The 19,887-nt window shown below is 66.6% G+C and carries 15 protein-coding genes and 1 tRNA gene; 5 read left to right on the top strand and 11 right to left on the bottom strand.

Features of this window, described 5'->3' with window-relative positions; genetic code table 11:
- Nucleotides 1-72: 72 nt before the first annotated feature.
- The 3 genes from AC5P6A_RS09300 to AC5P6A_RS09290 all read right to left on the bottom strand — a co-directional run bounded on the left by AC5P6A_RS09300 (nucleotide 73) and on the right by AC5P6A_RS09290 (nucleotide 3,072).
- Nucleotides 73-1,797, bottom strand: a complete 1,725-nt coding sequence (locus AC5P6A_RS09300) for a peptidoglycan-binding protein (protein WP_346715022.1) — start codon at nucleotides 1,795-1,797, stop codon at nucleotides 73-75.
- A gap of 122 nt (nucleotides 1,798-1,919) precedes the next feature.
- Complete coding sequence (locus AC5P6A_RS09295) at nucleotides 1,920-2,495, bottom strand: hypothetical protein (protein WP_229301578.1); 576 nt, start codon at nucleotides 2,493-2,495, stop codon at nucleotides 1,920-1,922.
- A gap of 52 nt (nucleotides 2,496-2,547) precedes the next feature.
- Nucleotides 2,548-3,072 (bottom strand): hypothetical protein, encoded by a 525-nt coding sequence (locus AC5P6A_RS09290; protein WP_019661618.1) that lies wholly within the window; start codon nucleotides 3,070-3,072, stop codon nucleotides 2,548-2,550.
- Nucleotides 3,073-3,278: 206 nt separating this feature from the next.
- Between AC5P6A_RS09290 and AC5P6A_RS09285 the strand changes: the two genes are divergently transcribed.
- A complete protein-coding gene (locus AC5P6A_RS09285) occupies nucleotides 3,279-3,905 on the top strand; it encodes a YiiX/YebB-like N1pC/P60 family cysteine hydrolase (protein ID WP_019661619.1) in 627 nt (208 codons plus the stop codon).
- Between the two features lie 55 nt (nucleotides 3,906-3,960).
- Here the strand turns inward: AC5P6A_RS09285 and AC5P6A_RS09280 are convergent, their stop codons facing one another.
- The 3 genes from AC5P6A_RS09280 to ubiA form a co-directional block, all read right to left on the bottom strand.
- On the bottom strand, nucleotides 3,961-4,125 hold the full coding sequence (locus AC5P6A_RS09280; RefSeq protein ID WP_005414774.1) for a hypothetical protein: 165 nt from the start codon (nucleotides 4,123-4,125) through the stop codon (nucleotides 3,961-3,963).
- 274 nt (nucleotides 4,126-4,399) lie between these two features.
- Entirely contained in the window at nucleotides 4,400-5,824 is a 1,425-nt protein-coding gene (locus tag AC5P6A_RS09275) for a short-chain fatty acid transporter (protein ID WP_495222298.1), read from the bottom strand.
- A gap of 186 nt (nucleotides 5,825-6,010) precedes the next feature.
- Nucleotides 6,011-6,904: a 4-hydroxybenzoate octaprenyltransferase gene (ubiA, locus tag AC5P6A_RS09270; RefSeq protein ID WP_019336794.1), complete on the bottom strand. Its 894-nt coding sequence runs from the start codon at nucleotides 6,902-6,904 to the stop codon at nucleotides 6,011-6,013.
- 149 nt (nucleotides 6,905-7,053) lie between these two features.
- Between ubiA and AC5P6A_RS09265 the strand changes: the two genes are divergently transcribed.
- Nucleotides 7,054-7,130: transfer RNA gene (locus tag AC5P6A_RS09265), tRNA-Arg, on the top strand.
- A 51-nt stretch (nucleotides 7,131-7,181) separates the two neighbouring features.
- Here AC5P6A_RS09265 and AC5P6A_RS09260 read toward each other — a convergent pair.
- From AC5P6A_RS09260 to AC5P6A_RS09240, 5 genes are all read right to left on the bottom strand, one after another.
- On the bottom strand, nucleotides 7,182-7,643 hold the full coding sequence (locus AC5P6A_RS09260) for a hypothetical protein (protein ID WP_019661621.1): 462 nt from the start codon (nucleotides 7,641-7,643) through the stop codon (nucleotides 7,182-7,184).
- Complete coding sequence (locus AC5P6A_RS09255; protein ID WP_346715021.1) at nucleotides 7,640-8,059, bottom strand: hypothetical protein; 420 nt, start codon at nucleotides 8,057-8,059, stop codon at nucleotides 7,640-7,642. The genes AC5P6A_RS09260 and AC5P6A_RS09255 overlap by 4 nt, the downstream gene beginning before the upstream one ends.
- 155 nt (nucleotides 8,060-8,214) lie before the next feature.
- A complete protein-coding gene (locus AC5P6A_RS09250) occupies nucleotides 8,215-9,570 on the bottom strand; it encodes a Gfo/Idh/MocA family protein (RefSeq protein WP_346715020.1) in 1,356 nt (451 codons plus the stop codon).
- Nucleotides 9,571-9,635: 65 nt separating this feature from the next.
- Nucleotides 9,636-12,611, bottom strand: coding sequence for a TonB-dependent receptor (locus AC5P6A_RS09245; protein ID WP_346715019.1), 2,976 nt, complete (start codon nucleotides 12,609-12,611; stop codon nucleotides 9,636-9,638).
- Nucleotides 12,612-12,744: 133 nt separating this feature from the next.
- The gene (locus AC5P6A_RS09240; RefSeq protein WP_346715018.1) at nucleotides 12,745-16,104 is read right to left on the bottom strand and encodes a TIM-barrel domain-containing protein; all 3,360 of its coding nucleotides are present in this window, start codon (nucleotides 16,102-16,104) and stop codon (nucleotides 12,745-12,747) included.
- A gap of 322 nt (nucleotides 16,105-16,426) precedes the next feature.
- On the opposite strand from AC5P6A_RS09240, the gene AC5P6A_RS09235 reads away from it, so the two are divergent.
- The 3 genes from AC5P6A_RS09235 to AC5P6A_RS09225 are packed head-to-tail and all read left to right on the top strand — an operon-like array spanning nucleotide 16,427 to nucleotide 19,863.
- Nucleotides 16,427-17,581 carry an SIS domain-containing protein gene (locus tag AC5P6A_RS09235; RefSeq protein WP_346715017.1) on the top strand — a complete coding sequence of 385 codons (1,155 nt, stop codon included), beginning with the start codon at nucleotides 16,427-16,429 and terminating at the stop codon, nucleotides 17,579-17,581.
- Nucleotides 17,574-18,512 carry an ROK family protein gene (locus AC5P6A_RS09230; protein WP_346715016.1) on the top strand — a complete coding sequence of 313 codons (939 nt, stop codon included), beginning with the start codon at nucleotides 17,574-17,576 and terminating at the stop codon, nucleotides 18,510-18,512. Before AC5P6A_RS09235 ends, AC5P6A_RS09230 begins: the two co-directional genes overlap by 8 nt.
- A 16-nt stretch (nucleotides 18,513-18,528) precedes the next feature.
- Nucleotides 18,529-19,863 (top strand): D-tagatose-bisphosphate aldolase, class II, non-catalytic subunit, encoded by a 1,335-nt coding sequence (locus AC5P6A_RS09225; protein WP_346715015.1) that lies wholly within the window; start codon nucleotides 18,529-18,531, stop codon nucleotides 19,861-19,863.
- Nucleotides 19,864-19,887 lie beyond the last annotated feature (24 nt).

Raw genomic sequence — 19,887 nt, 5'->3', positions numbered from 1 at the left:
CCCATGAACGGAAAAGCCGGCCGGATTACCCCGGCCGGCCTCCTTTACCACACACCTCTTCACACGCAGCGGTCAACGGCCCATGGCCACGCGCTGCTGCTCGTCCTGCACGTGTTGCTGCGAAGGCTCATGCTTGGCCAGCATTGCAGCGCTGGTCTCCTGCAGGCTCGGTGCCGTCTGGGTCATGTCCACCGCAGTACGGAAGCCGGGAACGGTGCCGATGACGAAGGCCTTGCCATCCTGCACGGTGACGCCCTGCAGCTTCTCCGGTGAATCGATGCCGGCGGCCTTGGCCTGGGCGGTCACATGCGCGCTCATCTCGTTGCAGATCATGCCCGGCATGTGGCCACGGATCGCATTGTGCAGCGGCGTATCCGGATGCGCCTTGTCGCCCAGTTGCGGCCCCTTCGGCGCCGCCTCGGCATGGCTGCGGCCTTCGGCCAGCTTGCCCAGCGTCGCCGGACCCGCCACGCCATCGGCGGTGAGCCCGTGCTGCTTCTGGTAGGCGATCAGTGCGTCCCTGGTATTGGCACCGAACTTGCCATCCTCGCTCAGCGGATTGCCTTGGCCGTCGCGCACGCCCAGGCGGTTGAGTTCCTTCTGCAGCGCAGTCACTTCCTCGCCCTTGGCCCCCTGGCGCAGCACACCGTTGTGGTCGGCGTCATGCGAATGGCCACCCTTGCCGGTTTCCTTCAGCTTGCCGTGGTCCCAGAAGTCCTGCGGGCTGAGCAGCTTGCCGTGCGGATCCTTCAACTGGTAATGCACGTGCTGGGCATACTGCCCCGCACCGCCCGGGCCACGCCCGCCCATGGTGCCGATCGGCTCGCCCGCCTTGATCGGCTGGCCTTCCTTCACCTGGGTCGAGTGCAGGTGCAGGATCTCGTGCGAGTTGCCCTGTGCATCCCTGATCTTCACCGTGCCGTAGTCGCCACCGACGAACGTCACCGTTCCGGAGATCGGCGCGTGGACGGTCGGGTGCTGCAGATTACGGCCGTGCTGGCCGCCGACATAGTTGAAGTCGGTGCCACCGTGCGGCTTGTGCGCGCGGTGTTCGCCGAACTCACCGGTAACGTGCGGCTTGACCCCGTTCTGCGGGGGCAGCATCACCTGCATCGTCTGCTCGAAGGTGCGGGTCTGGCCTTCGGCATGCGCCGCTGCCGGCTTGGTCTGCGCGTGGGTGGCCGCAGCTGCGGCGGGGGCCGCGTGGCTGCCATGGGACTGGCCGTGGGTCAGGCCCAGGCGCTGCTCCACGAACCGCTCGTACTTGTCCACGTACGGCATCACCTTCTTTTCAGACAGGGTGAGGCCGCCGTAATCGCGGGTCGGGCCGTCGTGGTGGTACTTGTAGATGTACTCCTCACCCTGGCCGCGCTTGTGCGCCAGCGTGCGGTTATCGATGTAATGGTCAACCAGTGCGTCGGACTGTGCGCCGACGTCGAAGCGGTTGCGGCTGTTGAGGTGGTAGTGGTTGCCGGTCTTGTCGATGAACTGGCCCAGGCCCGAGGCCGAGGTGGTGCCAGCGGCGGCATCGGGGTTGAAGCCCGATTCAACGCGGGCGATGGCCAGCACGTGCGCGGTTTCGCGCGGGGTCAGGCCCTTCTCGCGCGCCGACTCGATGATCGTGTCGATCACCCGTGACTGTACTTCCGGGGTCGCATCGCCCCACCGGCGGGAATTGCCATGCAGGCGGCCGTCGCTCTGGTCGATCGGCTCCCGGTAGTGGCTCCACGGTTTGATGCGGTCACTGCTGTAGGCCGCCCCGCGGGGCTGGACCATGTCCTGGTAGATGTCTGCCATGTCTGTGCTATCCATTCTATGAAAAAGGGGATTTCCTTAAGGGGTACTGCTCCTGGTACTTCTGGTACTGCGGTACTGCGGTGCTGCGTTCACAGCGCGCGTGCGACGTCCTGCCGCTGCGCTCAGTCTTCGATGTAGTTCACCTCCGGGTGCTTGATGCCGAGCGAGTCGATCAACGTCTCGTACTCGTCGTTGTTGGGCTCCTGCTCCTCGCCTTCCGCGCCGCGCAGCGGGGGTGTGCTGTGGGTCAACTGGCGGCCACTGGCGTCGTACAGGTAGTACCACTCGCAGAAGCTGCAGCCGAACGGCAGTTCACCGTACTGCACGACGAAGTACGGCGTACCGCTGCGGTCCTGCACGCAGGCCAGGCCAACGGCGGTATAGCCGTCCATCTCCTTGGGCGCAGCAATGGCCTGGCGTGCGCCGTCCTTTTCGATTTCCAGCGTGGTCAGCCGGGAAGCGTCCGTGTCTTGGGTGGGCTGGGCCGCCAGGTGCAGGCGGGTGCCTTGGCAATCGATATGCATGCCGGTCTCGTCGCGCGTAAGAGAGGTGGGAAGGTCCGCAACGGCAGCCGCTGGTGCGGCCGGCGACGCTGCCGGGTCAGTAGAAGCGGGGGCCGCCGCCGGTGCAGCCGCCTCAGGGCCGCTGCAGGCAGCAAGCATCAGGGCCAGCACGGGGGCAACGGGAGACAGACGCATGCGGTGCTCCTTGGGTGAATCACACGACCGCCCGCAGGCGGTCGCTCAGGGGTCAGATCGATTCGTCCTCACGCTTGACCAGTTGCCAGCACGGCTTCTGGGCAAAGGTGTAGATCTGCTGGTCGCTGGTATCGGGGGTGCGCATCTGCACCTGTACCTGGCCGTCGGGCAGGCGGGTGACCTGCATCTCGCGGCCCTGGCGTTGCAGCGTGGCCGGGTCCGGCATCACCGGCCATTCGACCTTGGCAAGCGGCACCTTCTCCTCCACCTTGCGTGGCTCCGGCTCGGCGTCGCCATCGATGTGGCTGTCCAGCAGCGGATCGGCAGTGGACGTTTCCTGCAGCGCGATCTCGTTGCCGAAATGCTTGAGGAAGTCGTCGAAGACCGGATGGGGGCAGCTGGCAGACGCGTCTGCCGGGGCCGCGGCAACCGGCGTGGCCGGCGTCGTGGCGGCGGCCGTGCTGCTCGGAGCCGGTGCGGCGGCGTCAGTGATGGCAGCCTGGGGCGCAGGCTTGCAGCCCGACAGCGCAAGCCCCAGGGCAAGCGCAAGCAGGGCAACGGGGCGGAGCTGGTTCAAGGGATCCTCCTGATTCCGGGCGGTCGCGCGCGGTTCCGGCGCGGTAGGGAGGCAAGGATAGCCATGCCTCTGTCGATTCAGTTTCAACATCCGCTGTCAGGAATATCCCGACATGCTGAATTGAGACTCATATCACACTTGGGCTGAAATCAACGTCATCGCAGCAGCCGTTAGACTACGCCGCACACGCTTCGACCCTGGCCCCCATGCGCGCATTCCTGCTTGCCCTCTCCCTGCTGGCGCCAACGCTGTGGCCTGGTGTTGTGGCCGCACTGGAGGTCCGGGAAGGCGACCTGCTGTTCGTCACCGCCGGCCGCAGCGGCCTCAGCGCGGCCATCGACGATGCCACCGGCAAGCAGCACGGCCCCAGCTTCGACCACGTGGCCCTTGTCGCCTTGGCGTCGCAGGGGTGGGAGGTACTGCACGCCGACGAGAAGGGATCGCGCCGGCAATCCCTGGTCGAGTTCCGCCAGGACGCCCGCGCCAGGCAGCGGCAGATCGTGGTCTATCGCCTGCAGGCACCGCAGCAGGCCGCCATCAAGGATGCGATCGCGACCGCACGCACGATGCTGGGCAAACCGTACAACACGTCATACGTGTTGAACGAGGACAGCTACTACTGCTCGGACTTCATCGAGCGCGCATTCCGTGCGCACCATGTGTTCGCGTTGCAGCCGATGAACTTCCGCAACCCGCAGACCGGGCAGATCGCCCGGCACTGGGTGGATCTGTACCGCGGCATGGGCATGGACGTGCCGCAGGACCAACCCGGCACCAATCCCAATGACATGTCGGCGGCGCCGGTGCTGCAGCGCATCGGCGTGCTGGAATAAGCGAAGCCCCGCACAGGGCGGGGCTTCGCGGGTTGCCCAGGCTGGGGCATCGAAGTCACTCTTCCTCGTCCTGCCCACCCTGCTGCTGGTTGCGCTGGTTGCGCTGCTGCTGTTCCTGCTGCTGTTGCTGCTGCTGGTCGCGGCCGCGCCCCTGCTGCTGATCCTGCTGGTTCTGCTGGCCCTGCTGCTTCTGGTTCGGGTTCTGGTTCTGCTGTGCCATGTCCGATCTCCAAAGCCACGCGCGGAATGCGGTGGACGGGACCATCGTCTGCAGCGATTGGTTAATCACACGTGGGTGGCCGGCTACATTCGTGTGTACGCCTGTGAATGAACGCGCGGAACCTCTTGCGGCACAAGCGCCTGAAGGATTCATGCGGGTTCGGCATGTGCTCATGCCGTCATCGGCGTTGCACGCATTCATGGCGCTCGCAGCCGGAGACACGCGCTGAACGAGGCTGGCTTTCCCGGCTCACACAGGGAAGCCAACGCTGCATTCATGGCATCACCGGCGGCACGTACGCCAGCGTCATCCCCAGCAGCCACAGCAGGCCCAGCACCAGCGGGATATGCACCAGCAGCTGGATGAAGGTGAAGCCCACGATGTCGCGTGCCTTCAGGCCCAGCACGCCCAGCAGCGGCAGCATCCAGAACGGGTTGATCAGGTTCGGCAGCGCTTCGGCCGCGTTGTAGACCTGCACGGCCCAGCCCAGGTGCGCCTTCAGTTCGTTGGCGGCCTGCATCACGTAGGGCGCCTCGATGATCCACTTGCCGCCACCAGACGGCACGAAGAAGCCCAGCACCGCCGAATAGACGCCCATCACCAGCGCGAACGAATCGGTGCTGGCCACGTGCACGAACAGGCTCGACAGCCGGTGCGCCAAGGTCTGCCAGTCACCGCCGGCGGCGTGGGTGAGGATCATCGCGATACCGCCGTACAGCGGGAACTGGATCAGTACGCCGGTGGTGCTCGGCACCGCCTTGGCCACCGCGTTGAGGAAGCTGCGCGGGCGCCAGTGCAGCAGCAGGCCCAGCGAAATGAACAGGAAGTTGTAGGTGTTGAGGTTGGCGATGGCGGTGACCACCGGTTTGTTGGCGAACTCGTTGAACAGCCAGCCGAACGCCAGCAACGAGAGCAGCACGGTCAGCAGCGGGCTGTATTCCAGCCACTCGCCCGGGCGCGTGCGCCGCTGCAGCGGCTCCGGCTCGGCCTGCGCGGCGCCCGGGAAATCCTCGGCGGTACGCGCACTGCCGGCCGCAGGCGCGGTCAGCCAAGCGATCAGCAGCGAGACCAGGATCAGCACTGCGGTCAGCGCGATCGACTGCCACAGGAAGATGGTTTCGGTGAACGGCAGCACGCCGGTGATCTCCACCAGCCCCGGCGGCATGCTGGCCGGGTTGGCCTGGAGCTGTGCGGCCGAGGAACTCAGCCCCATGGCCCACACCGCGCCCAGGCCAAGATATGCCGAAGCACCGGCCGCGCGGTAGTCCATGCGCAGCTCGGTACGGCGGGCCAACGCGCGGACCAGCAGGCCGCCGAACACCAGCGAGAAACCCCAGCTGAGCAGCGAGGCGAGCATGCTGACCAGGCCCACGTACACCACCGCGCCGCGACCGGTGCGCGGCACACGGGCAAGGAAGTCGATGAAGCGTGCGACCACCGGCGCGGTGGCCACGGCGTAGCCACCGATGACCACGAAGGCCATCTGCATGGTGAAGGGGATCAGGCTCCAGAAGCCGTCACCGAAGGCGCTGGCGGTGGCCTGCGGGGTCGAGCCGAAGCCCATCGCGGCCAGCGCGACGATGACCACGCCCAGCACCGCGAACACATACGCGTCGGGGAACCACTTTTCCGCCCAGGCGGCCGAGCGCAGCGCTGCGCGCGCCATCCAGCCATCCTGTACTGCTGCCTTCGAGGCCATCGCCTACCCTCCCAGGTTCGATGGATCGATTCTGGGCGGTGGGGTGCAGGCTGTCAGCCACCTATTGGTCGTAGGCGGCGGAAGGCCCGGCGCTGTGCGCCGCCGCCCGAGCATGGGCTCGGGCGCTACGGATATCCGGTTTCGGGGGGCCACCTGTAGAGCCGAGCCCACGCTCGGCTGCGCGTCTCAGCGCAGCGCCAGGTCCACGGCGATGCCGGCAAACAGCGCGGCACCCACCCAATTGTTGTGCAGGAACGCCTTGAAGCATGGACCGCGTTCGCGATTGCGGCAGATCCAGAACTCGTACACCACCAGCACCGTGGCCACGGCCACACCGGCCAGGTAGTACCCACCCAGCCCGCCACGCACGCCAACCAGCGCCATGGTGGCCAGGAACAGCGCGTAGAGCACGCCCTGGATGACCAGGTCGAGGTCACCGAACAGGATCGCGGTGGAGTGCGAGCCCATCTTCAGGTCGTCCTCGCGATCGACCATGGCGTACCAGGTGTCGTAGGCGGTGGACCACAGGATGTTGCCGGCATACAGCAGCCAGCCCAGCATCGGCACCTCGCCCTGCACGGCGGCGAACGCCATCGGGATGCCCCAGCCGAAGGACATTCCCAGGTAGACCTGTGGCAGATGGGTGTAGCGCTTCAGGTAGGGGTAGCTGGCGGCCAGGAACACGCCGATGAAGCTCAGGCCGATGGTCAGCCCGTTCATCGTCAGCACCAGGCCAAATGCCACCAGCATCAGCACCGCAAACAGCGCCAGCGCGGCACGGCCACTGATCGCACCGGTGGCCAGCGGGCGCGCCTTGGTGCGCTCCACGTGCGGGTCGAGCCAGCGGTCGGCGTAGTCGTTGATGACGCAACCGGCCGAGCGGGTCAGCCACACACCGGCAGTGAACACGAACAGGGTCCACAGCGGCGGCAGGCCGCCTGCGGCCAGCCACAACGCCCACCAGGTGGGCCACAGCAGCAGCAGCGTGCCGATCGGGCGATCGGCGCGCATCAGACTCCAGTAATGCCGCCAACGCGGCGTCGCCGGCGACTGCGGCGAAGTGAGGGGGGTATCAGCCATGGCGATAGGATACTCCTGCCCCTCCGGCAGGGCTTTGCCCGTGGGGGGAGATTTGTTCGGCGAAACTGGATAGAATGCCGGTCCCGCACCGCCTCATGGCGCTGCGATGCCCGCCCCGGCACTGGCCGGTGGCGCGGCGGTTCTACAACGCGCCCGTAGCTCAGCCGGATAGAGTAGTGGCTTCCGAAGCCATTGGTCGGGGGTTCGAATCCCTCCGGGCGCGCCATCTTCCCCTGCTCGTTCCCGTCACCCCGGGCCTCTCGCTTGCGCTTCCACGTCAACGTGGCTCAGGAGCGAACGGCATCGAGCGATGTGTGCAACCTTGAAGATCGCGCACGACGATGGAAAGCGCCTGCCCTTTCTGCACGGCACCGGGCAGGAAGGCGCCCTTGCCGTCGTACAGGAAGGTTTCAATCTCACCACGTGCAACCACCAGGTCCGCAGCCGGCGGCTTGAGCTCTTCCAGAACAACACTGAAGGGACGCCAGGCCAGACCGTGTTCGTCGCGGATATCGGTCGATACGGCGTGTGCATGCGCCTGCCGATCCATGCTGGCCAGTGGCAGCCGTAGTGCCTGCGATCCCTCCGTAGCGATCTGGAACCTGCCAAGGACCACGGTATCCACAGTTTCACTGCCGATGTAGGTGATCGTGGCCTCGGGACACTGCACGGCATCGGCCGGGTGCGATGCACACGCGGCCATGCTTGCGGTCAGGAGCAGAATGATCGGCCGGATCATTGGCTGGCACCTGGCACATCGCTACCCTGCCCGGGGTTTGCAGCGGCGCGCGTAGTGGTAGCGCCCGGCCTGCGCGCATAGCTGTAATCGGGATCGCGCCAGGCGCGCACGATCGGACTTCGTGCGTGCCTGATCGCGCCGGGGACCCAGGACAACATCAACACCACGGCCCAGATCGCAGCCAGCCAGAACCATCGGCCCGAGGCATAGGCCCAGATCATGGGTAATGCAGCCAGCATTACGATGATCTGCGTATACAACAGGTAGAGCGTATACAGGCCCAAGCGAGGATCCGAGCGCAGCACCACGCCACATCCCCTGCATGCCGTCTTCGCCTGCCGTCCCGATGCGGAAAGCAGTGGAAACCGCTGCCCCGCGGCGCCGCAAAGTGGACAGGTGAAGGTCAGCAGGCGCATCAGGCAGCTCCTCTCTGTCGTTTGACATCAACTGTCCGGCACGAAGCCGAGCCTAGCATGGGCTTGGTAGGGGGACGCCACAGACAACAACGCCGGGCTATGCCCGGCGTTGTGTTCAAAGCAGTCGAGCATGGCTCGACTCTACACAGAGCAGATCAGTACCTGCCATCGAACGCGAAGATCGGCTTGCGCTGCTTCCACGCACCTGCAGTGAAGTCCGGGAACTCCAACGTCTGGAAACTATTGGCGATCGACTGCTCGCTCAACGGCGTGATCGCACTCCAGGTCACCGCGTCGTAGATGTCGATCGGCATCGGTGCCTTGGCCTTCAGTGCTTCAACAAATGCATGGATGACGAACCAGTCCATGCCACCGTGGCCAGCGCTGGCAGCGGTCTCGGCATTCTGCTTCCACAGCGGGTGCTCGTACTCGTCCTGGTACTTCTTGAACTCCTCCCACTGGTGCGGCGGGCTGCGGCCTTCGATGTGGATCGAATGGTTCACGTCCATCCACAGACCCTTGGTACCCTGCACGCGGAAGCCCATCGAGTACGGGCGCGGCAGCGAGGTGTCGTGCTGCAGCAGGATGGTCTCGCCGTTCTCGCAGGCCAGCGTGGTGGTCACGATGTCGCCGAGCTTGAACTTCACCTTGGTGCTGGGGTGGGTGGTGCCGCCACTCTTGGCCACGGTGTATTCGTGCAGGCCGCGTGCCTTGGTCGCGAAGGCATTGATGTGGGTGAAGCGGTTGCCACGGTTGATGCCGGTGTACATCGCGCACGGGCCGATGCCGTGGCTGGGGTACAGCTCGCCGTTGCGCTCCACCGAATGCTCGGTGCGCCAGCGGGCTTCGCTCCAGCCCTTGGGCCCGAACTCCACGCCGCTGTCGTAGGGCTGGTTGGGGTCGCCGGAATTGAACTTCACGCCGCGCAGGTCGTGCTGGTAGCCGGCCTGCAGATGCACCAGCTCGCCGAACAGGCCCTGGCGCACCATCTGCAACGCCGCCATCACGTCGCGGCGGTAGCAGACGTTCTCCAGCAGCATGTACGGGGTACCGGTGCTCAGCTGGGTCTTCAACACGTCCCAGTGGTCCTGCAGGGTGATGCCGGCCACTACTTCGCAGCCCACGGCCACGCCGGCCTGCATCGCGGCAATCGCCATCGGCGCGTGGTACTCCCACGGCGTGGCGATGATCACGCCATCGATGCCCTTCTGATCCAACAGGCGCTTCCAGGCATTGGTGTCGCGATCCTGGCCGTAGGTCTTCGGGGCCGGCTTGCCGGCCTTGGCCACCATGTCCATGGCGCGGCCGAGCATGATCGGCTCGATGTCGCACAACGCGACCACCTCGACATCGTCGCGGCGCACCAGCTCCTTCAGCAGCACCAGCCCACGCATCCCGGTGCCGATCATGGCCAGGCGCACCTTGCGCCCGCGTGCCCATGCCGGGGTCTGCGGCAGCAGGCTGCTGGCGGCGACAGCGGCACTGGCCGCGATGAATTCCCTACGCTTCATGGCAGACATCTCTCCTCTTGGCAGCGAGCCGGCCGTAGCCGGCCCGCCGGGTAACGCAAACGGAATTACTTGAATCGGTAGCCGATGGTCACACTGTAACCACGACCGAAGATGGTGGCGTAGTCACTGGAGTCACCCAGGAAGCTGTTCGGATCGTAGAACGGCAGGCGGTTGAACAGGTTCTTGACGGTGAAGCTCAGGTTCCACGCGTCATCCGGGCGCCAGGTGACGCTCATGTTGGCGGTCCACCACGACGGTGCACCATCGCACTTGCTCTTCTGCAGGGCCAGGTAGCCGCCGGTGCAGGTTTCCTTGTTGTTGCTCTCTTCGTCGATCTGGTCGGTGGCCCACTTGGTGCCGCCCACGTAGTTGACGAACATGCTGGTGGTCACCTGCTTGTAGGTCCAGTCTGCATTGAGCGTGGCACGCAGGCGCGGGTTGTTGTAGTAGCCCACCACGTCGCCGTAGTACCAGCCGTTCTCCGCGTCCATGTAGAAGCGGTTGCGGTTGGCGATGGTGGCGGCCAGGCCGATGTTCAGGTTGCCCCAGTCGCCCAGCGAGAAGCGGCTGCGCGCGTCGATGTCGAATCCGTCGATCAGCGTCTTGCCGCGGTTCTTGTACTGGCCGACCACGCTGGCCACGTTGCCGGCGGAGTAGCCCGGCAGGGTGGCCGGGCAGCTCACGCCGCTGGCCGGGTCGGCGCACATCGCCGCCAACTGGGCAAGATTGGCACGGTCGCTGTCGGTGATCGGCGAGCGCGACATCGAGATGATGTCTTCCATGCGGCGGTAGTCCGGCGCGACGATTTCATTGTCACGGTAGATGAACCAGTAGTCGGCCGACACCGACAGCCAGGTTGCTGGCTCGTATACGAAGCCGAGGGTGGCGATCTTGGCCTTTTCCGGCTTCAGGTCCTTGTTCGGCTGGGTCATGCGCGCCACGGTGCGGCTGCAGTCGACGTTCAGCAGGTTCTTGCCGAGGTCGACGTCACCCGGCCGCTGCGACTTCAGCAGCAGGTTGGCGATGGCGTTGGTCTCGCCGCAGCGCAGTTCATCACGGAAGCCACCGAGCTGTGCGAACACGCCGCCATTGCCGGACTCGGCCAGGCTCGGTGCGCGGAAGCCGGTGGAATAGGTGCCGCGCAGCATCAGCTGGTCGAAGGCCTGGTACTTGAAGCCGATCTTCGGCGCCACGTTGGCACTGAAGTTCGGGTACTTGTCCACGCGCACCGCCGCATCCACTTCCAGCTTGTCGGTGATCGGCGCCACGGTCTCGGCGAACAGCGCGTAAGTGTTGCGCTTGCCATCGAACCACGAGCCACCCTGCTGGGTGATCAGGCCGTTGGCCGCATCCGCATTACCCGGGGTGTAGAAGGTCTCGCGGCTGGCGTTGAAGCCGAACGCGGCGCGCATCTCACCGGCCGGCAGCTGGAACAGCGGTCCTTCGATCTTGCCGTCCAGGGTATGCAGGCGGGTCCACGACTGGATGTCGAAGGTCGGGAACGCTTCACGGATCAATGCGGCGTTGGCTTCGCTGATCTCGCCGAACTTGTACGCCGGGTGGTCGGAAATGATCACCCGACCGGTACCCGGATCGATCGTGTACGGCCCGAACGCCTTCTCGAAGCCCTTGGTGTTGACGTTGATCGTCTGGTAGGTGGTGGAGTGGGTACCGGCGCTGGCGAAGGCGGTCTCCCAGTTCCAGTCACCGCGGTTGCCACGCGCACCGGCCAGCACGCGGTAGCTCTTGTCGGTGTTGCGCTGGCCGAAGTAGTTCGGGCCGGCATCCTGCAGCAGGTAGTTCAGGCCGACCACCCCACCCATCAGTGCCTTCAGCTGCGGGCTGGCGTGGTTGTATTCGTTGTTGGGGCCCAGGAACGGGTACAGGAACTGGTTGACGGTGTTGCCGGTATTGCGCGAGAACCAGCTGGTCGGGTTGCCGGTGGTGGTGCCGTAGGTGCGCGGCGTGCCACCGTTGGCGCGCAGGTCGATGTCGGTGTAGGTCGCCTCGGCGAAGATCTCGGTGCTGTCACCCACCAGGAAAGTGCCGTTGAGGTAGGCGGTATTGCGCTCGGACTTGGCGCCGGCATCGATCTCGTTGTTCATCCAGGTTTCCCAGACGCAACGCGGGCCGGCCGCTTCACTGGTCAGCACGTTCCTGCAGCCCGGCGCAGCTTCCTGCACGCGGCGGCCGGTGACCGGATCGAAGGCGAAGTAGGTGCCCGGGTTGAACTCGCCCGGCTTGCTGCCCACGCCCAGGCGCAGGTTGTTGAGGTAGTTCGGGTTGTTGACGTAGTACTGGTCCGGACGCTTGTCGTAGAAATCGCTCAGCGGAATCGCGTCGCGACGGTACATGTTGACCGCACCGTAGATGTTGAAGCGGTTCTCGGCCAGGTCACCGAAGCCGGCGGTGATGCTGGCCTGGCGCTCGCCGTAGGAGTCGATGCGCGAGGAGGTGTCGTTGGTGAAGCTGACCTCGGCGCCCTGGAAGTTGCGCTTGGTGATCACGTTGATCACGCCGGCCACCGCGTCGGTGCCGTACACCGCCGAAGCGCCGTCGGTCAGCACTTCCATGCGTTCGATGGCCGCAGCCGGGATCGCGTCGATGTTGACGAACTGGGTCTGGAAGCCGGCCGGTGCACCGTAGTACGACAGGCGACGACCATTCAGCAGCACCAGCGTTCCCTGGGCACCGAGGCCACGCAGGTTGGCCTGCGAAGCACCGTCGGAACCGGTGAACAGCGAACGCGCGTCCTGCTGCGCCGGGCGGGCGGCCGGCAGGTTGTCGAGCACCTGCAGCAGCGTGCGCGCACCCATGTTCTGGATGTCCTGCTTGCTGATCACCTGCACCGGCGAGGCGGTTTCAACGTCGGTGCGGCGGATGTTGGAGCCGGTGACCTCGATGCGGGCCAGGTCGGTGGCCTTGTCCTTGCTCTCCTGGGCGAAGGCAGGAACGGCGACCGACAGCAGCACGCCGGCGATGGCCAGCGACAGCGGAGCGATCGAACGACAGGGGGGGCGGTGGTGGCGGGCGGGCAACATCGGGGTTCTCTCCTGGCAGGGGTGCAGCGCAATAAGTGAGCGCGTGGGCGTTCGGCGGGCAAAACGCTCCCGGGCCACGGCCACGAGGGCCGTAGTCGGAATGGGCGGGGGGAGGAGCGGTGTTACGAGGGGGTCATGGGGCGACGATGCTGGCGGAGTCGCCCTCCTGGCCGATCAGTACGGCGTTGGCCCAGTTGGCACAGACCTGGGCGGGTTGGCTGCCCTGCGCACCCAGCGTGCGCAGGCTCAGGGTGGAAAGGCCACGGATGTCCAGCTCCGGCTTGACCACGCCGGGTGCCTTTACCAGGCCGCTGTCGTACAGCAGGCGGTTGTCACCCCAGACCTGGAACTGCAGGCCACCGGCGCTGCGGCAGGCGTCGTCGATGCCGAGGTCGGCACGCAGCAGGTGCCAGCCGCCCTGCAGTCGCAGGTCGATGCGGCTGTTGGCGCCGACGCCCAGGCCACGGCGGAACTGCAGGCCGTTCATGCGCATGCCGGCACCGCCACGGAACGACTGGTCGGCGCGCACCTGGCTGGCCAGCGCGGCCGGCACCGGCAGCTCGGAGAGATAGCGCTGCCGGGCCGGTCGCTCCGGTTCCTGGTGTTCGAGGATGTGGAAGGTGGACAGTGCGATCGGGCCGACGTCGCGCGGCTGCAGCGCATCGAAGGCGCGGGCACTGCCCTGAGCGGCGGTGACCATCGGATCGGTGCTGCTGGCACCGTCGCCTTCCGGGTTCTGCACGCTCAACACGCGGAAGCGCAGCAGGCGGCCGGCATGGGCCGGGAACGCGATGCGCTGCACGCCTTCCTTCAACTGCAGGCGGCCACGCGCGATCGGCTCGCCCCACTCGCCGTTGCTGTCGCCCAGGTAGACCTCGTAGTCGCGTACCTGGCCGTGCTTCCAGTTCTTGTCGTTGCGCGGCGCGATGTCGATGCCATCGATCATCCTGCGCTCGCCGAACCCGATCACCCACTCATGCGCACCGGTGCGCACGGCTTGGTTGCGCACACTGCGGAACCAGGTGGCCGGGTCATCATCGAAGGCATTTTCCAGCGCATGGCCGGGCTCTTCGGCCGGGCGATTGACCACCAGCAGGCTGTCGGCCGGCAGTTCGCGGCCGAGTACCGGCGCAGCCGGATAGGCATCGTCGGCGGCCGCAGCGGCCACCGCGAAGTCCAGCTGCAGCTGCAGCGGCTGGCGGATGTCCTGGCTGGCGGTGCGCACATGCAGCGTGCCGCGTCGTTCGGCGGCATCGAAGTACCAGCCTTCAGCAGCAGCGTTGAACGCAGCGGCATCAGCCAGCGCCGGCAGCGCGCGGCCAGCGGCCTGCACCGCACGCGGCGCCTGGCGGCTGAGCACGCGCAGGCCGTAGCGGCGCTGCGGCAGCTGGCCGTTGTACTGGCCCTGCACCGCATCGATCTGCACCTGCACCGGGCCACTGCCCTGCGCCGGGGCCTGCACGCGGATCTGCTGCGTGCTCGACTCGCCCTGCTGGTAGCGGCGCGTGTTGCCATCGTCTTCGTACAGCGTGTACTGCGACTCGCCCTGCGGGTACAGGTCGAAGGTCACTTCATCGAGCGGCTTTTCGCCGTCGAACAGCATCGAGGGGTACATCGGCAGGATCGCACCGGCACGCACGAACACCGGCAGCGTGGCCAGGTCCACCTGGCGGTCGAGCTGGCGGCCGTCGGCGCCGGCCTGCACGCGGCGGCCATCCCAGTAGTCGATCCAGCCGCCGGCCGGCAGGTGGATGTCGCGGCGCCAGCCACGGCTGGCGGCCTGGCTGCGGTACACCGGCGCCACCAGCAGGTCGCGGCCAAGCAGGAACTGGTACTTGTAGGTTTCATCCTGCGCATGCGGGTCGCGCGGGTTGTCCCACATCAGGCCGCGCACCGGCGGTGCACCAGTCTGCGCGGCCTCGTGCACCAGACCGTACATGTACGGGGTCAGGCGCATCTTCAACTTCAGGTAATCGCGGTTGATGCTGCGGTAGGGCTCGTCGTACCACCACGGATGCTTGCGTGCGTTCGACGACCAGCCGCTCATGCCCATCAGTACCGGCGTGAACGCCTTCCACTGCAGGTCGCGGGTGAAGGTCTCGGCGCTGCCGCCGAAGATCGCATCGACGTCGCCGCTGGCATATGCCATGCCGGACAGGCCGGAACCGACCAGGGTCGGCACATGCCAGCGGATGTAGTCCCAGCTGCTGCTCTGGTCGCCGGTCCAGGCCACGGCATAGCGCTGGATGCCGGCCCAGCCCATCACCGTCCACAGGAACGGGCGCGAATCGGAATTGTCGAGGATGCCGTTGAACGCCTGACGGTTGGCGTCCATCGCGAACTGGTAGCCCTTGCCGGTCCAGGCGACGTCCAGCTTCTGCACGCGGCTGCCGGCCTTGCCCACTTCCCAGGCGATCTTGTCGACGCCGTTCTCGGTCCACAGGCCGGTGCGGAAACCGTAGCCGGCGAGCCCCTTCACCGTTTCCGGCAACTGCTTGTAGCCGCAGCCGTAGCCATCGTTGGGCAGGATCCAGCCACCGGGCATGTCGTGGGCACGGTACTGCTTGGCCACCGAGTCGATCACATCCGGCGTGGTGCCGGTCGGGCCGTCACTCCAGCCTTCGGGCACGGTGCCGGGCTTCTTGCTGTTGTCGCCATCGTTGTAGCAATCGGCGTCGCCGTAGGACAGCGCCCAGCGCGCGACCATGTTCGGGCGGCCAGTCAGCTGGGTGTAGCGCTCGATCAGTTTCGGCAGGTCGGCGCCGACGAAGTAATAGGCATCGAAGCGGTCTTCGCGATGCAGCAGCGTGGACTGGTCGGCCTCGCGCAGATCGTAGCTGCCATCGCTCCAGGTGTTGCGCAGCATGCCCCAGCCACGACTGCTCAGCAGCATCGGTGCAGGGCTGGGGCGGTCGCCCTCTTCCCAGCCGCCGGAATAGGACACCTCCAGCTCGCGACCCTTGAACTGGTAGCGGCCGTTCTGCTGGCCGCCACCGAAGTAGCCCTCATCGGCCTGCGAGGACAGCACCTGCACGCTCTGCGTGGCATCCAGGTCCAGCGGCTGCAGTTCCTGCCACAGCGCGGTGGGTTGGCCGTTGTCCAGCCGTTCCAGGCGCATGCGCAGCGGCTGCCGCTGTACATGCAACACCAATGACTCGGTGCGCACGCGGATTTCCTGAGCGTCTTCTTCCAGCTGCGCCTTCACGTTCGCCTTGGGCTGCGGCAGCACGATCGGTGCGGCCTTGTCGCCGGCACCGGTCAGCGTGCCGTTGCGGCCGGCCTGCACGCGGACGATGTCGGTGGCCGGCAGTTCGATGCGGATGCGCGCGCCCTTGTCGGTCTGCAGGTCCCAGCCCTGCACGCCGTCGCGGCTGGCGCTGGCGGCAACCGAACGCAGGTTGCCGACCGGCTCGGCCTGGGCCGGCATGGACGCCAACATCAATGCCGGCAACAGAGCCAGCATCAGCGGCGAGCGACGAACGCAGATTTCCACACGGACTCCCAACCCGTTCACCGGGCGTTTCGAAAGCGGTTGGGCCGACTCTAGGGCAGCGATTCGAAAGATGTCAACAAATTGAAAGGAAAAAGGAAGATATATTCCATTGAAACGAAAGTTGTTGCGTCGCAATACTTTGTGTAATCGATTGCAGCTGCCTGTTAAGCATTGTGCGATACGGCATTCGCCCCGTTCTTTCGTTTTCCCCAGCGCTCGGCAGCGGGAAAAGTCATCGCGTCATTTTCTTTCTTTTTACTTTCGATGTTTGACATTTCGAAAGAAAACGCAGATGGTGCGCTGGCCCAACTGGAACCTCCGAATGGACGTCACCCTGCTTTCCGATGTGTCCGCCTGGCAGCGCCTTGGCGGAGCCGATACCGCTACCGAAATCGCCCAGCAGCCAGCGCTGTGGGAAGCCCTCGCCCAGGATCTGTCGCGTGCCCGCGACCGCCTGCAGGCCTTCCTCGGCGGCAGCCTCAACGATCCCAACCAGCGCGTGCTGTTCACCGGCGCCGGCAGCTCCGGCTTCATCGCCGAGATGGTGGCCGATGCGATCAACGCGCAGTGGCCGGCCGAGGTGCGCGTGGTGCACACCACCAGCCTGCTGACCCATCCGGCGCTGTACCTGCAGCGCGACCGCCCCACCCTGCTGGTGTCGTTCGGCCGCAGCGGTTCCAGCCCGGAAAGCGTGGCCGCGGTGGAGCGCGTGCGCAGCGATGTGGATGAGGCACGCTTCCTCGACATCACCTGCAACGCCGATGGCGAACTCGCCCGTCGTGGTGCCGGCCGTGCCGATACCTGCACGCTGCTGATGCCGTCGGCCAGCTGCGATCGCGCCTTCGCCATGACCAGCAGCCTGACCTGCATGCTGCTGGCCGCACTGACCGTGTTCGATCGTTCGCCGTGGGATGCGCGCGTGGCGCGCCTGAAGCAGATCGCCGCGCTGGCCCGCGAAGGCCAGGCGCAGTGGGATGCACCGGTGGCGGAGCTGGCGCAGCGCCCGTTCAACCGCATCATCTACCTCGGCAGCGGCCCGCTGGAAGCGCTGGCGCGCGAGTGCGCGCTGAAGGTGCTGGAGCTCACCGCCGGCCGCGTGCTGGCGCTGGCCAACACACCGCTGGGCTTCCGCCATGGCCCGAAGTCGACGCTGGACGGCAACACCCTGGTGGTGGTGCTGCGCAGCGTGCAGCCGCTGGCGCGCCGCTACGAACAGGACCTGCTGGAAGAACTGCGCCGCGATGGCGTGGCCGGCCAGGTACTGGCGATCGGCCCGCATTCGGACATCGGCGCCGATGACGAGTACACCCTCACCGTGCCGGCACTGGACGATCCGTGGCTGGCACCGGTGTGGCTGGGCTTCGCGCAGCTGTTCGCGCTGCAGCGCTCGGCCGCGCTGGGCCTGACCCCGGACAACCCGTTCCCGGACGGCACCGTCAACCGCGTCGTCAAGGGCGTCACCATCCACCATGGCTGAGCTGATCGCCCACGCCTGCTATGGCATCGACATCGGCGGCACCAAGATCGAGCTGGTGGCGTGCGATGCGGCGATGCAGGTCACCTGGCGCCGCCGCGTGGCCACCCCACAGGGTGACTACGACGGCTTCCTGCAGGCGGTGGTGGCGCTGGTGGCCGAGGCCGATGCGGCGCTGGGCCGCGGTGATGCCGCCATCGGCATCGCCCTGCCCGGCGTGCGCCACCGCCGCAGCGGCCGCCAGCTCAGCGCGAACGTGCCGGCACTGACCGGCCAATGCGTGGCGCAGGATCTGCAGGCACGCCTGCAACGCCCGCTGCACTTCGGCAACGATCTGCAGTGCTTTGCCCTGTCTGAAGCGCACGGCGGCGCGGCTGACGGCTACCCCAGCATGTTCGGCGCCATTCTCGGCACTGGTGCCGGCGGTGGCTTCTGCCTGCAGGGCCGCCTGCTGACCGGTTTCAACGGGCTGGCCGGCGAATGGGGCCACTGGAGCGTGCCCGGCCACCTGCTGCAGCGACATGGCCTGCCGCTGATCGACTGCGCCTGTGGCCTGCAGGGCTGCGTGGAGCGCTACGTGTCCGGCAGCGGGCTGGCAATGATCGAGCGCCACCTCGGTGGCAGTGCCGCGGACGCCAGCGCCGTGATCGCCCTGGCCGAAGCCGGCGATCTACATGCGCGCAAGGCGCTGGACATCCACCGCGACCTGCTCGGCCACAGCCTGGCCGCGCTGGTGCTGGCGCTGGACCCGCACGTGATCGTGCTCGGCGGTGGCCTTTCGCAGTACGCGCCGCTGTACCAGCACCTGCCCGCCGCCATCGCCACCCACCTGTTCAAGGGTGTGCAGGTGCCACCGATCGTGCCGCCACGCTTCGGCGATGCCGGTGGCGCACGTGGTGCCGCTCTGCTCGCCTGCCAACCCTCGTTTTCCTGATGTCCGGAGCCTGACCATGTCCCCGTTGCAGACCCTGCTTGCTTCCCACCGCGCCGGTGCCAATGTCGGCCTGTACAGCGTCTGCTGCAGCAACGAGCAGGTGCTGCGCGCGGCCATGCACGTGGCGCTGGCGCACGGTACCGTGCTGCTGATCGAGGCCACCTCCAACCAGGTCGACCAGTTCGGCGGCTACACCGGGATGACCCCGCCGCAGTACCGCGATTACGTGGGCACGCTGGCCGATGAAGAAGGTTTCCCGCGCGAGCGGCTGATCCTGGGTGGCGACCACCTCGGCCCGAATGCCTGGCAGAAGCGCCCGGCCGCTGAAGCGATGACCCACGCACGCGTGCTGATCGAAGCCTATGTCGCCGCCGGTTTCCACAAGATCCACCTCGATTGCAGCATGTCCTGCGCCGATGACCCGGTGCCGCTGCCCGATGCCGTCGTCGCTGCACGTTCGGCCGAGCTGGCCGAGATCGCCGAGCGCACCGCCGCCGAACACGGCCTGCCGCCGCCGGTCTACGTGATCGGTACCGAAGTGCCCATTCCCGGTGGCGAAGCTTCGCTGGCCGAAGGCCTGCAGGTGACCACGCCCGCTGCTGCCGCGCAGACCCTGGCGATTCATCAGCAGGCGTTCGATACGCCGCAGCTGCGCGATGCGTGGCAGCGCGTGATCGCCATGGTGGTGCAACCGGGCGTGGACTTCGACCACAGCAGTGTGCACGAGTACGACCCAGCCGCCGCCAGCACGCTGGCCGACTTCCTCGAACAGCAGCCGCGCATCGTGTTCGAAGCGCATTCCACCGACTACCAGCGCGAAAGTGGCCTGCACGCCTTGGTGCGCGACCACTTCGCCATCCTCAAGGTCGGCCCGGCGGCGACCTTCGCCTACCGCGAAGCGCTGTTCGCGCTGGCCGCGATCGAGGCCGAACTGCTGCCGGCCGCGCAGTGTTCACGCCTGCCGCAGGTGCTGGACGAGGTGATGGTGGCGCAGCCGAAGTACTGGCAGTCCTACTACCAGGGCGATGAGGCAGCGCTGCGCCTGCTGCGCAGCTATTCCTTCAGCGACCGCTGCCGCTACTACTGGGGCGTGCCGGCGCTGGTACAGGCGGTGGAGACCCTGTTCGCCAACCTGGAACAGCACGCGCCGCCACTGGTACTGCTCAGCCAGTACCTGCCGGAGCAGTACCGCGCCGTGCGCGAGGGCACGCTGGCCAACACGCCCACCGCGCTGGCACAGCATCGCGTCGGCCTGTGCCTGGGCGAGTACGCCCGTGCGTGCAGCGCCAACCAGGCCGGAACCCGCACGCATCACGCAGACGCGGCTGCCGCCGTTGCTGCGAACGGCTAATCTCTACCTTTCCCCGCGACACCG

The organism is Stenotrophomonas sp. YJH_SMC_20, from assembly GCF_059367845.1.
The sequence above is the reverse complement of the archived record's forward strand: the minus strand, read 5'-3'. Positions and strand labels throughout refer to the sequence as shown.